At 39.8% G+C, this 13329-nt stretch carries 24 protein-coding genes, 1 tRNA gene and 1 pseudogene; 25 read left to right on the forward strand and 1 reads right to left on the reverse strand.

Annotated features, from left to right (window positions below):
• Positions 1–140: 140 nt before the first annotated feature.
• Positions 141–341: a helix-turn-helix transcriptional regulator gene (locus ABZ559_RS01880; RefSeq protein ID WP_170239000.1), complete on the forward strand. Its 201-nt coding sequence runs from the start codon at positions 141–143 to the stop codon at positions 339–341.
• Between the two features lie 48 nt (positions 342–389).
• Positions 390–1115 carry a phage antirepressor KilAC domain-containing protein gene (locus ABZ559_RS01885; protein ID WP_367007088.1) on the forward strand — a complete coding sequence of 242 codons (726 nt, stop codon included), beginning with the start codon at positions 390–392 and terminating at the stop codon, positions 1113–1115.
• Positions 1116–1281: 166 nt separating this feature from the next.
• On the opposite strand, the gene ABZ559_RS01890 is transcribed toward ABZ559_RS01885, so the two are convergent.
• Entirely contained in the window at positions 1282–1485 is a 204-nt protein-coding gene (locus ABZ559_RS01890; RefSeq protein WP_367007089.1) for a hypothetical protein, read from the reverse strand.
• 107 nt (positions 1486–1592) lie between these two features.
• Between ABZ559_RS01890 and ABZ559_RS01895 the strand changes: the two genes are divergently transcribed.
• The 23 genes and pseudogenes from ABZ559_RS01895 to ABZ559_RS02005 all read left to right on the forward strand — a co-directional run bounded on the left by ABZ559_RS01895 (position 1593) and on the right by ABZ559_RS02005 (position 13326).
• Positions 1593–1769, forward strand: a complete 177-nt coding sequence (locus ABZ559_RS01895) for a hypothetical protein (protein ID WP_367007091.1) — start codon at positions 1593–1595, stop codon at positions 1767–1769.
• Between the two features lie 10 nt (positions 1770–1779).
• Positions 1780–2139 (forward strand): helix-turn-helix domain-containing protein, encoded by a 360-nt coding sequence (locus ABZ559_RS01900; protein WP_172015091.1) that lies wholly within the window; start codon positions 1780–1782, stop codon positions 2137–2139.
• A 257-nt stretch (positions 2140–2396) separates the two neighbouring features.
• Complete coding sequence (locus ABZ559_RS01905; protein WP_367007093.1) at positions 2397–2660, forward strand: hypothetical protein; 264 nt, start codon at positions 2397–2399, stop codon at positions 2658–2660.
• A complete protein-coding gene (locus ABZ559_RS01910; protein WP_238708355.1) occupies positions 2660–2920 on the forward strand; it encodes a hypothetical protein in 261 nt (86 codons plus the stop codon). The genes ABZ559_RS01905 and ABZ559_RS01910 overlap by 1 nt, the downstream gene beginning before the upstream one ends.
• Before the next feature lie 11 nt (positions 2921–2931).
• Positions 2932–3060: a hypothetical protein gene (locus ABZ559_RS01915; protein WP_256773381.1), complete on the forward strand. Its 129-nt coding sequence runs from the start codon at positions 2932–2934 to the stop codon at positions 3058–3060.
• A 3-nt stretch (positions 3061–3063) separates the two neighbouring features.
• Entirely contained in the window at positions 3064–3243 is a 180-nt protein-coding gene (locus ABZ559_RS01920) for a hypothetical protein (protein ID WP_075105376.1), read from the forward strand.
• Positions 3240–4220 carry a RecT family recombinase gene (locus tag ABZ559_RS01925; protein ID WP_367007094.1) on the forward strand — a complete coding sequence of 327 codons (981 nt, stop codon included), beginning with the start codon at positions 3240–3242 and terminating at the stop codon, positions 4218–4220. Before ABZ559_RS01920 ends, ABZ559_RS01925 begins: the two co-directional genes overlap by 4 nt.
• Positions 4220–5050 (forward strand): PD-(D/E)XK nuclease-like domain-containing protein, encoded by an 831-nt coding sequence (locus ABZ559_RS01930; protein ID WP_367007096.1) that lies wholly within the window; start codon positions 4220–4222, stop codon positions 5048–5050. The genes ABZ559_RS01925 and ABZ559_RS01930 overlap by 1 nt, the downstream gene beginning before the upstream one ends.
• Positions 5051–5052: 2 nt before the next feature.
• A complete protein-coding gene (locus tag ABZ559_RS01935) occupies positions 5053–5379 on the forward strand; it encodes a hypothetical protein (protein WP_367007098.1) in 327 nt (108 codons plus the stop codon).
• Complete coding sequence (locus ABZ559_RS01940; RefSeq protein ID WP_367007100.1) at positions 5369–5548, forward strand: hypothetical protein; 180 nt, start codon at positions 5369–5371, stop codon at positions 5546–5548. The genes ABZ559_RS01935 and ABZ559_RS01940 overlap by 11 nt, the downstream gene beginning before the upstream one ends.
• 101 nt (positions 5549–5649) lie before the next feature.
• On the forward strand, positions 5650–6111 hold the full coding sequence (gene ssb, locus ABZ559_RS01945) for a single-stranded DNA-binding protein (protein ID WP_061630269.1): 462 nt from the start codon (positions 5650–5652) through the stop codon (positions 6109–6111).
• A gap of 9 nt (positions 6112–6120) precedes the next feature.
• Positions 6121–6922: pseudogene (locus tag ABZ559_RS01950) on the forward strand (DNA methyltransferase).
• Positions 6912–7256: a hypothetical protein gene (locus ABZ559_RS01955; protein WP_336382906.1), complete on the forward strand. Its 345-nt coding sequence runs from the start codon at positions 6912–6914 to the stop codon at positions 7254–7256. Before ABZ559_RS01950 ends, ABZ559_RS01955 begins: the two are co-directional and overlap by 11 nt.
• Positions 7253–7672 (forward strand): RusA family crossover junction endodeoxyribonuclease, encoded by a 420-nt coding sequence (locus ABZ559_RS01960; protein WP_043035853.1) that lies wholly within the window; start codon positions 7253–7255, stop codon positions 7670–7672. Before ABZ559_RS01955 ends, ABZ559_RS01960 begins: the two co-directional genes overlap by 4 nt.
• A complete protein-coding gene (locus tag ABZ559_RS01965; protein WP_367007102.1) occupies positions 7669–7977 on the forward strand; it encodes a DUF1372 family protein in 309 nt (102 codons plus the stop codon). The genes ABZ559_RS01960 and ABZ559_RS01965 overlap by 4 nt, the downstream gene beginning before the upstream one ends.
• An 85-nt stretch (positions 7978–8062) precedes the next feature.
• The gene (locus tag ABZ559_RS01970; protein ID WP_367007104.1) at positions 8063–8425 is read left to right on the forward strand and encodes a YopX family protein; all 363 of its coding nucleotides are present in this window, start codon (positions 8063–8065) and stop codon (positions 8423–8425) included.
• On the forward strand, positions 8406–8585 hold the full coding sequence (locus tag ABZ559_RS01975) for a hypothetical protein (protein ID WP_367007105.1): 180 nt from the start codon (positions 8406–8408) through the stop codon (positions 8583–8585). The genes ABZ559_RS01970 and ABZ559_RS01975 overlap by 20 nt, the downstream gene beginning before the upstream one ends.
• Before the next feature lie 28 nt (positions 8586–8613).
• Positions 8614–8931 (forward strand): hypothetical protein, encoded by a 318-nt coding sequence (locus ABZ559_RS01980; RefSeq protein ID WP_367007106.1) that lies wholly within the window; start codon positions 8614–8616, stop codon positions 8929–8931.
• 74 nt (positions 8932–9005) lie between these two features.
• Complete coding sequence (locus tag ABZ559_RS01985) at positions 9006–9428, forward strand: DUF1492 domain-containing protein (RefSeq protein ID WP_367007108.1); 423 nt, start codon at positions 9006–9008, stop codon at positions 9426–9428.
• A gap of 110 nt (positions 9429–9538) precedes the next feature.
• A tRNA-Phe gene (locus ABZ559_RS01990) sits at positions 9539–9611 on the forward strand.
• A 193-nt stretch (positions 9612–9804) separates the two neighbouring features.
• Positions 9805–10536 carry a phage terminase small subunit gene (gene terS / locus ABZ559_RS01995; RefSeq protein ID WP_043035857.1) on the forward strand — a complete coding sequence of 244 codons (732 nt, stop codon included), beginning with the start codon at positions 9805–9807 and terminating at the stop codon, positions 10534–10536.
• Positions 10505–11803, forward strand: a complete 1299-nt coding sequence (locus tag ABZ559_RS02000; protein ID WP_367007110.1) for a PBSX family phage terminase large subunit — start codon at positions 10505–10507, stop codon at positions 11801–11803. The genes terS and ABZ559_RS02000 overlap by 32 nt, the downstream gene beginning before the upstream one ends.
• An 11-nt stretch (positions 11804–11814) precedes the next feature.
• Positions 11815–13326 (forward strand): phage portal protein, encoded by a 1512-nt coding sequence (locus tag ABZ559_RS02005; RefSeq protein WP_367007112.1) that lies wholly within the window; start codon positions 11815–11817, stop codon positions 13324–13326.
• Positions 13327–13329: the final 3 nt, after the last annotated feature.

A 13329-nucleotide genomic window follows, 5' to 3' on the forward strand; every position in this document is an offset into this window, starting at 1 on the left:
TAATCAAGTGATATAGAGAAAAAAGTAAAAAAATATGAAAAAAAGTCATTTCAACTATTGACGAATGAGAAAAAATCATATAGAATATAATCAAGCTTGAGAAAGCTTAATATAAAAAATAAAGAAAGAGAGGGGTAGGCATGACCAAACCAAAAATCACTATCGCCGAAATCCGTGCTAAAAACGGTAAAATGACACAGCGTGAATTTGGTGATAGTGTAGGAGTAGCGCCACAGACGGTAAACTCTTGGGAAAAAGACATCTACCGTATAAGCGCAAAAAACCTCATGAAAATCTGTGAGATTTACCATGTGACTTCTAGTGATTTGCTAGGCACTTAAAAAATTTTACCTCTCACATGATTATTTCTCATATAGAAAGGAGACAACATGAATGAACTCATCAACGTAACGCTGAATGATAATCATGAGCCGATTGTGTCAGCTAGGCAGCTACATCAGACACTAGAGGTCAAGAAAAGATTTAGCGCTTGGTTTGAGGTGAACTCTAAATTATTTATAGAGAATGAAGATTTTACAAGTGTTCAAACAGGTACGGTTGTAAATAATGGAGCTGTCAAACCTCTACAAGATTATGCTTTAACTTTAGACATGGCAAAACAGCTAGCAATGATGTCTAGGACAACTAAGGGAGCAGAAGTCAGAGCTTACTTTATCCAGATTGAAAAGGACTATAACAGCCCTGAAAAAATCATGGCAAGAGCCTTACTCATGGCAGATAAGAAAGTACATAAGCTAGAGGCACAGATTGAGGCTGACCGTCCTAAGGTACTGTTTGCAGACGCTGTTAGTGCTAGTAAGTCATCTTGTCTGATTGGTGAACTGGCTAAAATTCTGAAACAGAATGGGATTGATATTGGTCAAAATAAACTCTTTCAGTGGTTACGCTCTAATGGTTACTTAATTAGTCGCCGTGGTGAATCTTGGAACCAACCGACACAGAAAAGCATGCAACTAGGTCTGTTTGAGCTGAAAAAGACAAATATCAATCATGCCGACGGTCACACCACAGTCAATACAACAACTAAGGTCACTGGCAAGGGTCAACAATATTTCATCAACAAGTTTCTCAATCAGGAATACTTGCCAAGCTAGAAAGGAAAGACTATGGAAATTAGACGGAAACCCAGACGTTTTCCATATAGCGGAAAATTAAAAGCCTCAACTATGGATATAGTCAAGGCTTGGGAAAAAGCTTATTCAGCATATCGTGTCAAAGGTCAAAAAAGGCAAGAAAAGGCTGAACAAGAATTATACAAAGCTACACAGAGGATTTATCAGCTATATCATTGAGCATCTTTGTTGCCTTTTCAGTTGTAAGTCTATCAACTTGCATATCTTTGGCAGCTAACAACTTTTCAATGACATCAATAATAGCGGTAGTTGCAACATCAGCTGGATTTTTCTCAATGTACTCAGCAATTAGTTTGTAACTAGCTTTTTTAAGACTTTCAAAGTCATTCATACGCTTATCCTCCTTTCAATAGGATAAGTCAATTATAGCAAAAAAGCCCCTCTGGAACGGCAATTCCATTGAGGGACTAAGTAAAACATTTACGAGGTAATTATATCATGTCAAGAAAAAAAGGACAATGGACACCCAAAGTTACTAGTCTACGCAAGGTAATTGTTGATGGTGAGGAGCAATGGGTAGAGTTTGATCCAGCAACTTATGTCATTCCAGCGGGTCATCCATATTATGACATCATTGTAGGAATGCACAAGCATGAGCTACGGAAAGGAGCTTAGTTTATGAGGTATGCAGTATATTATCAGGAACACTCACGAAAATTACACCGCTATCAATAATGCTTTTACACAAGACAAGCTACTTGAACCTGCCACAATCGGAATTTTGACAGTAATACTAACCAATAAGCCTGATTGGGTCGTGTATCCTGAGGAGATTGCTAAAAGGCTTGGTGTTAGTAGAAGAACGATAAATAGGCACTTTCAAAAATTGGAAGAGGCTGGATACATGAGGACAGTAAAGTATAGTTTTGGTGGAAATAAAGGAGCAAGGACATTTAGATTTTTCTCTGATGTGCCCATAACTGACAGCTATTTTGATTATCTAAAGGACAATCTTGAGAAAGAGTTATCCACAAGCGAAGAATAACACCCATCTTTGCACAAGGCAAAAATTGCCCTGAACAAAATTGCCCTGAACAAAATTGCCCTGAACAAAATTGCCCTGAACAAAATTGCCCTGAACAAAATTGCCCTCTAATAAATACTAACTATACAACAAGTACTAACTTACAATAATCTAAGCCTTACGGCACTAACTTAGTAATAAATACTAATTTACAAAAAACTAGTAGTAATAATAAATAAAGAAAGGGATAACTAAAGTTATCCACAGGTAGAAAAATCATGTTTAGAAAATTTGAAAAACAGCACACTAACAAAAAGAACACTATCATTGATGAAATTGAGAAATTTCAAGAAAAAATCCACATGTCAAGCGTTACAGCTTTAGCACTGATGGATATTGGTATTTTGCCTAAGGATGATATGGCTAAACAAAAAGCCTTACTCACACATGAAATCTCACACGCTATCAAAGACATCTTGAATGGCATGTCAGCACAAGAGGCTATTAACAAGATGATGGAAGATAGTGAGGAGGAAGACTAATGCTAGAGAAATTGAAACGATATTTTGGACTAGATGAACTGGCAAAGGCTGAGCCATCTCAAACCGATAGTACTCTGATTGAGCTAAAAGCCCTCAAATCTGAGAACCGTAGACTTAAAGGACTCATTGACCAAAAAAACGCCATACTACAAGAGCTGTCTCAGGAAAATATGGCTATTGGCCGTGACCGTCAACAAATGGCTGACATCATTGCAAGACAGCAGCGACTGATTGACGCTTATGCAACTCAATCATCTTGAGGAGGTACGGTATGGACGGTACTTACCCATGGTTTGACTATGACCGTGACTATTTACAACCTGAGGAACCAAGACAGGTACATGATCCTGATGAATGGGTGTTCAGAGGCGGTCAATGGATTTATGTAGGAGATAACTAGCCTATGGAAAGAGAACGCTATGAAGACAATGCTTACTGGCGGAAACGTTACCTAGAGCTTTGTTACGAGCTAGGAGAGATTATCAATGAGCAACATGACAAGATAATCTCAATTACCAACGAAAACAGACGCTTAAAGCGTGAAAATTGGAACTTGAAACAGACAAAAAGGAGAAGAAAATGACTACAACAGAATTAACACAAAAACAAATCACCTCAAACGTTTCAACACGAATTGGAGAAATGCAGAATGAGGGGCTAATGATTGCACCGAATTACAGCGTTAGCAACGCACTCAGCTCAGCCTACTATGCTTTGAAAAATTCAAATAGTGGGAACTTGCTTGAAAAATGTACCTCAGAAAGTATCTATAATGCGCTTCTTGACATGGTCACCCAAGGTCTGAGCCCAGCAAAGACCCAGTGTTATTTTGTGCCTTACGGAAACACTGTTAAGCTGACTAGGTCATATTTTGGAACTATGAAGGTGGTTAAACAGTTACCAGAAGTTAAAGACATTTATGCTGAGGTTATCTATGAGGGGGATGATTTTAAAATAAAGAACGAAAATGGTCGCAAGGTTTTCGTTAGTCACGAAACGGATTGGATGAATGCGGACAATCCTATCGTAGGTGCTTATTGCATTATCGAGAAAGAGGATGGCGAAAAGATTTTGACGGTCATGACCAAGAAAGAGATTGATAAATCTTGGGCACAGGCTAAGACTAAAAACGTTCAGAACAACTTTCCTCAAGAAATGGCTAAGCGTACAGTCATTAACCGTGCAGCTAAACAGTTCTTTAATACCAGTGATGACAATGATTTGTTTGTTGACGCAGTGAACCGTACTACTGAGAACGAGTATGACAATGAGCGACGAGTGAAAGAGGCTGAACCAGTGAGAGATGAGGTTGAAACACTAGACGATATCTTAAAAGCCCCTAGCAAGTCCTCAGATGGCGACGATATAATTGACGGAGAATTTGCCGAAGAAAACCAAACAACCCCAAAAACGGCGGAAAAAACATCAAATCCTGACGAGTTAGGCTCTACTGAGTATCCAGCAGAAGAAATTCCCGATTTTGACGAAGAAACAGGAGAAGTTTTAGAGGAAATCAGCTTGTTTGAGGGTAATACAACACAAATTAAGGAGCAAGAATAATGAGAGAACTAACTCAAGAAAACTACTACGAAGATAAAGCCTATCTGACTAATTCACGTTTCAAAAGGTATCAACAATGTCAGGCTAAGGCTTTGGCAGTTGATATTGGTGAATGGGTAGAAGATAGAGATGAGACCCCCTTGCTACTTGGTAACTATGTACATAGTTACTTTGAAAGCCCAGAGGCACACGAGAAATTTTTAGCAGAAAACGGAGACAAGTTACTTGCTAAGACTGGAAAAAACAAGGGCAACCTAAAGTCTGATTTTGTGATTGGTGACAAGATGATTGAGAGCTTGAAAGATGATGATGGCTTCAATAATCTTTACCATGGTTACTCAGATGATGATGTCCAAAAAGAAATGATTGTCTTTGGAGAAATTGAAGGAGTACCAGTCAAAGGTAAATTGGATAGTGTAAATGTAAGCCGTGGCTATTTTGTGGATTTAAAAACCATGAAATCTATTTACTCAGATGAATGGAATGCCGAACTAAGAAAAAGAGTGCCAGCAGCAGTCAACAATATTCTTGGATTTGGTTATCATGGTCAGCTTGCACTTTATCGTGAGTTATTGAAACAGATGACAGGTCGAGAATTTAGACCTTACATTGTGGCGGTTAGTAAGGAAAATGTCCCTGATAGAGATATTCTGAAAATTGATGAAGAATGGCTTGAGGAAGGCCTGAACAAGCTGAAATCTGAAATTGTTGGGGTTTGGAAAGTTATTCAGGGTGAAAAAGAGCCTGAAAAATGTGGACGTTGTGATTTTTGTCGTAGCCAGAAAAAACTAACTGGAGCAATCAAATTAAGTGACTTGATAGGGGAGTAACTATGGAAATTAGACAAGTTTCAGACAATGTGGCTATCTACTCAGACGGTCAACGGTTACAAGTTATTCATGATTTGGGTGATGAGTTCATTTTAGACCTGAAAATAGTAGCAGAGGACGCTTTTAACATTGACGGTCAGGTGCTAGAAGTAATAAATACCATTGAACCTGTATTCAAGGTTAGTGGCTTTTGCTCAAGAAGTGGGGAGGATATGCACCGCCTACGGTGGGCTATCCTACAATTCCAAATATTTGAGAACTACATCAAGGACAATCAGGCTGACTTGCTTGAGTGGTATAGAAATCCAGGAGGGGAAGATGGCAACTAATGAAATTGAAATCAGTAATGAGCAGGCATTGATGGAAACACAATTACAGATTGGTAAACAGGTCATGATGGCGTTGCTTGAATTACATAGTAACAGTAATAAAGGTGGGATAATTCTACCCATAAAACTAAATGACATAGATTTTAATGTCACGATTGAAAGGGACTAAAATGGTAATTTTTGAATTTATTTTATTAGCAGGTTGGACTTTCCTATGGCTATGCCTAGGGTTCCTACTGGGTGAACGCAATGCAGGAAAGGACAAGTCAGATGATTAACAATGTTGTACTGGTTGGAAGAATGACCAAGGACGCTGAACTTAGATACACGCCATCTAATGTAGCGGTAGCAACGTTCACTCTTGCTGTCAATCGTAACCGAAAAAATGAAAATGGTGAGCGTGAGGCTGATTTTATTAACTGTGTCATTTGGAGACAAGCAGCTGAAAACTTAGCAAACTGGGCTAAGAAAGGTGCTCTGATTGGTGTTACAGGTCGTATCCAGACTCGTAGCTATGACAATCAGCAAGGGCAACGTGTCTACGTTACTGAGGTAGTTGCAGAAAGTTTCCAACTCTTGGAAAGTCGTGGGCAACAGAGTCAGGGCAACTCTTTCCAAAATGGAAATAACTCAAACAGTGGTAATTTCCAAAACGGAAATAACCAAGGTTATCAGTCTCCATTTGGCAACTCAAGCCCTATGGACATCTCTGATGACGATTTGCCTTTCTAGGAGGTGCTGATGTCAGATATTAAAATGACCGTCTGGGCATTATTTGACAGTGGTAATGGTAGCTATACTAAAGGTGTGACTACCCTGAATAGTTCGGGGGGGGGCTAACATTGACATCTATCCTGTGGGGATTGACATAGAAAACAAGAACAATCACTTTATAAATTTGAATTTGGCGGACTACGGCCGCCTGTTTGGAGATAACACGCTTTTTAATGAACTAGATAAGTTGCCAAAGCCTGATCTAATTATAGCTAGTCCACCTTGTGAGAGCTGGAGTAATGCAAGTGCAATGTTTGAGGGGAATGCTTGCTGGAAACAGGAAGACCTCTCGGATAGCCTCTTTGTCCCTCAGCGTGAGGCTAGTATGTTTACGGTAAGAAATGCCTCAGACTATGAGAAAGCCTATATCAACTATCAGTATGACCGTCAATTTATGAAAAGGGTCAATGGAGAACTGACAGCTTTCAATACTATCGAGATTATAAAGCGGTACGATCCTAGATATTTCATCATTGAAAATCCTGCTAGTGGTCGATTGTGGAAATACATTGAGGAGGTCATTGGTTTTAAGTTACCCTACCTTAACCTTACTAGGTACAACAATTATGACTATCCACTACAGAAACCCACAAAGTTTGCTAGTAATCTTGATTTGGGATTGAAAAATGACATCATAAAGCAAGAGGTAGAGTGGAAACATTTTTCTAAGTCCTACAATGAACGTTCAAATATACCACAGAACCTAGTAATAGAGATTTTTACCAAAGTTTACAATAAATTTTTACAGGAGAAACAGAATGACAGATAAAATCAATGCAAGTGATAGCTTTGAATTGGAGTTCTCACTCAAAGATAGGACAATCACAGTCCTTGGAAGTGGCAGGAGTAATTGGGATGTTAGTGTAGAGTATCAAAAAGACGATTTTGAGCCTACACTTGACCAAGATGGAGGCATGTTTGAGCCTAAGTACAGGTTAGTTATGATTGCCAAACCTAAAAAGGAAATTTTGCTAGATACACCATCAAAAGCAAGCTCACTGTCTAAAGACGCTGCTGAAATCAAGAAATTGTTTGACTTTATCAAGCTGAACAAAGAGAATTTCTTTGAAAAATTAGGTCTTAAAGGAGTCCTTGAGGAATGAAATTAGTCTTGAATATTGAACCTAAGCCACAATCACGGCCAAGGTTTGCTAGGCGTGGGAGTTTCACCACAACCTATGAAGACAAGGGCATGAAATCATGGAGAGAGCGTTGTAGGTTACTTATTGCCAATCTCTACATGGGGCAGCCTATTCTTGAGGGAGCACTGAGGGCAAAGGTGAGGTTTTTCATCAAGCCCCCTCAGTATATCTCCAAGGTCAAAAAGAACCAGCAGGCCCTCATAGATGAGACTATCCCAGTAGGGAAAAAGCCTGATGTGGACAACTACGAAAAGGCTTTGTATGACAGTATGTCTGGCATAGTCTTTAAAGATGACGGTCAGATTGCTTTGCATGATGTCGGTAAATTTTACAGCCTCAAGCCACGAATTGAGGTAGAAGTGGAGGTCATGGAATGAAAGACTATCAACCATTACTATTTTTTGGAACTTTATGGCTCATCATATTACTTGCGGCAATGTTGAAAATTAGAGAGCTAAGTCATGAAGTGGCTGAATTAAAAGCTAAAGAACCCATTATCATCTACACCGTCGATAATGCAGGCGGTGTGATGGTTGGGCAAATCACAGACAAGGAAATCATAGAGGGACGCTACACAGTCACGGCTGAGGCTTATGGTAAGTTCTTAGTCACAAAAGAACAGTACGAGGCTATCAAGGTTGGCGACCTAATTCCTGATTATCTCAAAAAGAGGGGGAACTGATGTTAAAAATAAGAGTATTTGTAAAAGAGCTATCTAAGATGTTTTTACCTGAGGATATTGTTTATATAGATTATAGCGAAAAACTGTGACAGTTAGAGGCTGCCAACATTCAGATTGTGATACCTGTCTTGATGAGTATAGTTGGGAAAAATGTGAAATAATGCGCTTTACAGATGTTTTGGATAGTTCGGAGCCAAGAAAAGAAATCTTTGAGGGGGATATTGTGAAAGCCACTAGATTTTTTGGCAGAGCTGACGAAACAGGCGGTTTCTATGAGTACGATAAGGAATTGATAGGGATTGTCAAGCAACTTGAGGGAGCTTGGGTAATTGATACAGGACGTGACGCAGTGTATTTGTGGACTGAAATTGATGAAAATGAAGTCATTGGTAATATCTATGAAAACCCAGATTTTATGGAGGCAAGTCATGAACAAGCGACAACGTAAAAAGAAAATCCTGAATGGATTGAGCACAGAAGAAAGATACCATAGAACGCATTGCCCTGTTTGTAAAGAAAAAATCGGAGTATTTGACGAATATTTTAACACATACGGTTTTTGCTCTGAATATTGTGGCTATGAATACTATGGAATTTCAAGATTATAAAACTGAATAATGAAAGGATGGGATTGAAATGACACTATTTGATGAAGTACAGCAATTAAGTTCAGAAAGCTATGACAAGTGGTTTGAACGTTACTTTAAAAAATATGATTTAGAAAAAGTCATTAAGAAATCAGCTATGCAAGGGTATAGTGGCCATCTGATTAGTGTCTTAAAAGTTAAAGATGATTATACGAGACGAAGATTGGATGATGAAAGGACCCTTGAGAAAATCAAGGAATTGTTAGGAGATGGTTTCAAAGTAGAGTATCATTCGACCTATAGTAAAAATATATTTACTGGTGAAGATTTTATAACCAACAAGCAAATTCATATCACATGGGAATAAAAAAAGCCAAGGCACTCTCTGCCTCAGCTAATAGTAATATCGCAAAGACTATTATAACACAAAAGGAGACGAGAGTGAACAAGGCTAAAGAGCTCTTGAATGAGCTACAAAATCTTGATATGGACATTCAAAGCCGTATAGATGAAATCAATGAGCTTGAGGCAGGTTTGCTCTCAAGCCCCAAATGGACAGCAGACAAGGTCAAAGGTGGTCTAGCTAAACAGGTTGATGATGTCTATACCCAGCTGATCGTGATGAAAGAGGCGATTGAACAAGATACCAATGAAATTATTAACAGGAAACTTGAATTAGGTAGATTGATTAACAAGCTGAAAAATCCAAAAAGCAGGTCAGTCCTCAGAATGACTTACATTACTAAGATGTATGTTGATGATGTTTGTGACAAAATGGGTATCAGTAGAACCACTTTCTACACTTGGAGGAATACGGCTATTTGTGAGTTAAATGATGTTTTGGAAAAAATGGAACAAAATTGAACTTTACAAAACCGTACTGAACAAATCAATACTTGTTAGCACAGTTTTGATATTCTGCTAGAATGGTAGTATCAAGAATTAAGGGTAAGGCATTCAAGTCTTACCTATTAGGGAATATAGCTCAGTTGGTAGAGCGTCGGTTTGAAGCACCGAAAGTCACTGGTTCAACTCCAGTTATTCCCATTGTATCTCTGTGAGTAGCTATCACAATAGGGGTACAGGGCGGTAATTAGATTTAGGCTAATTAACCTGTAGGACAGAGATAAAGTAGCGCTATATAAGGCTCTGGTGGGGGAGGCACCCACTTACCGCATACGGTCACTCATTGAGTGGCTTTTTTATATTTCAAAACAAATAAACAGCAGGAGGTTTAGGCTTGGGTAGAGCAAGAGACCCCAACCGAGACAAAGCATTTGAAATCTATTCAGAGAACAATGGAAACATTGAACTGGTTGAGATTGCTGAGCGTTTGGGTGTTTCAGCTGGCACTGTCCGAGGTTGGAAAAGTAAAGACAAATGGGAACCTAAAATAAAAGGAACGTTCCAAAAGAAAAATACGGAACGCTCCAAAAATCCAAGGGGAGCTCCAAAGGGCAGTAAGAACGCTCTAGGACACGGAGCCCCTAAGGGAAACACTAACGCCCTCAAACATGGTTTGTTTGCTAAGTATCTGCCACAGGAGGTGTATGAGATAGCACAGGAGCTATCAGACAAACAGCCAATAGACATACTCTGGGAAAATATCACGCTGACCTATGCTAATTTGTTGCATGCTCAGCGTATTTTATTTGTCCAAGATGTAGAGGATAGCGATACCTTTGTTACTAGCACAGGCAAAGCTGGTACAGGCTATGAACATCATACGGCATGGGATAAGCAAGGGAAAGCCCTAGCTGCAATAGCAAGAGCCCAGTCAGAGCTTAAAAGCATGATTAAGACCTATGATGAGTTGACACGCTCATCACTTGTCACAGAGGAGCAACGCCTAAGAATTGATAACCTCAAGGCTCAGCTAGGCTCAGATGATGAAGATGATACGGTCATTACTGGATTTACGTTTGATAGGAGTGAGTACAATGGCGATACTGAACCTAGCAAAGTTGATTAACCCAGTATTTGATGAGGTGCTCTTTACCCCCAAGAGCCATATTGTGTTAAAAGGTGGGCGTGCCTCTACTAAGTCATCTGTTGTCTCTATTGATCTAGTAAATGACTTTATTAGTGACCCTTTGGGTAATGTGGTAGTCCTACGGAAAGTGGGAAAGTACCTGAGAATGTCTGTCTATGAACAGATAAGATGGGCCATTTATGAGATGGGGCTAGCCAATCAGTTCAAGTTTGGTAAGTCACCGCTACAGATTACCCACAAGAAAACAGGTACAGCCTTTTACTTTTACGGTGTAGATGACCCAATGAAACTCAAATCACAGAAGATAGCCAAGGGCTATGTAATGTCTGTGTGGTTTGAGGAATTGGCAGAGTTTGCAGGGCGTGAGGATATTGATATAGTTGAGGATACCTTTATCCGTCAAGAGTTACCTGATGGCAAACAGGTCAAGGTCTATTTCACATACAACCCACCACGCAATCCTTATGACTGGATAAATGAGTGGGTAGCTGAGAAAGCAAGTGACCCTACCTATCTGATACATCACAGTACCTATCTTGATGACAGGCTAGGCTTTTTGTCTAGGCAGATGAAAGAAAAGATAGAAAGGTACAAGGAAACTGACCCTGACTATTACCGCTGGATGTATCTAGGAGAAGTTATAGGACTTGGTAATCATGTCTACAACATGAACTACTTTAAGCCACTAGACAGCCTGCCTGATGATGACAAGCTGATAGGTATATCATTTGCCCTAGATACAGGACATCAGCAGTCAGCTACTGCCTGTGGGGCTTATGGATTGACTGCTAAAGGTAATGTTATCTTGCTTGATACGTTCTACTATAGCCCAGCTGGCAAGACGATTAAAAAGGCACCCAGTGAGCTATCAGTGATGATCCATGACTTTATAGACAAGGTTATGAAACAGTACAGAGTGCCTAAGCTCAAGATGACTATTGATAGTGCGGAGGGAGCTTTGAGAAATCAATACTTTAAGGACTACGGTGAACGCTGGCACCCAGTGGCCAAGAAGAAAAATCAGACCATGATTGACATGGTTATCAGCTTACTAGCTGAGGGACGCTTTTACTACCTTGACATCCCTGCTAACAGGGTATTTGTTGAAGAGCATAAGATGTATCGCTATGACGACAAAACAATCAATTCTGATGATCCAAAGGTTATCAAAGAAGATGACCACACGGTAGATGAGTTTAAGTATTTTGTCCTGGACAACGCTAGGGAGCTAGATTTGAAAGCCTAAAGGAGCTAACAATGGGAATAGTACAAACTATCAAGAATTTCTTTACAAGGAGTAAGTATGTGATGACCACACAAAACTTAACTAATATCACAGACCACCCTAAAATAGCGGTGTCTAGTGCAGAGTATGACCGTATCAGGGAAAATCTCAAGTATTTTGCAGGGCGTTATCCACAGATTGAGTATAAAGATAGCAACGGCACAAAACAAAAGCGAGATTTTAACCATTTACCAATAGGCAGAACCGCCTCCAAGAAAATTGCTAGCTTGGTTTTTAATGAACAGGCTGAAATCAAGGTAGATGATGAGAAAGCTAATGAATTTATTCAGGACCAGCTACAGAATGACCGCTTTATCAAGAACTTTGAACGTTACCTAGAGAGCTGCTTAGCTCTCGGAGGACTTGCTATGCGGCCTTATGTTGATAAGGACAAGGTAAGGGTGGCATTTATTCAAGCCCCTGTCTTTCTACCTCTCCAGTCAAACACTCAAGATGTTTCTAGTGCTGCTATCATCACTAAGACAATCAAATCAGAGGGTAACAAGCAGAAGTATTACACGCTGATTGAGTTGCATGAATGGAGCAAAGATGACAAGTACACGGTAACCAATGAGCTCTACAAGTCTGATAATCAGAATATTGTAGGAGCTAGGGTGCCATTGGCTGAACTCTATGAAGACTTGGAAGAAGTCGCTGACTTGAACGGTCTGAGCCGTCCATTGTTTACCTACTTGAAGACCCCAGGCATGAACAATAAGGATATTAACAGTCCACTTGGGCTATCTATCTTTGATAATGCCAAGACTACGATTGATTTTCTAAATACTACCTATGATGAGTTTATGTGGGAGGTCAAAATGGGTCAGCGTAGGGTGGCGGTTCCTACTCAGATGATTAAAACTGAGTACAACACGGACGGTGAGAAAGTCACAGTCAAGCGTGAGTTTGAAACAGGTCAGAATGTCTATGAACAGTTTGACTCTGGAGATATGGACAAGGGTATAGGTATCACAGATCTTACAACTCCTATCCGCTCTGATGACTACATCAAAGCAATCAATGAGGGTCTGTCCCTCTTTGAAATGCAGATAGGCGTATCAGCTGGCATGTTTACCTTTGACGGTAAGAGCATGAAGACAGCTACTGAGATTGTCTCAGAGAACTCTGACACTTACCAAATGCGGAACAGTATTGTCAGTCTAGTTGAGCAATCCCTAAAAGAGCTGATTATCTCAATGTTAGAGCTTGGGAAAGCCTACAAGCTCTACAAGGGCAATATCCCTGACATGGACTCTATCAGTATCAATCTTGATGATGGGGTCTTTACTGACCGCAACGCTGAGCTTGATTACTGGATTAAGGTTGTAAACGCCGGCTTTGGTACTGATGTCATGGCTATTGAGAAAGTGCTCAACGTGACACTTGAGAAAGCTAAGGAAATCAAGGCTGAAATTAGTGGCAACGCCATAGATAAGGCAAGTAGTGAGCGTAGCCCTGATGATGTAGGAGTGTATGGAGAGTGATTA

It is taken from the genome of Streptococcus sp. ZY19097, assembly GCF_040731245.1.
Taxonomy (GTDB): Bacteria; Bacillota; Bacilli; order Lactobacillales; family Streptococcaceae; genus Streptococcus; species Streptococcus orisratti.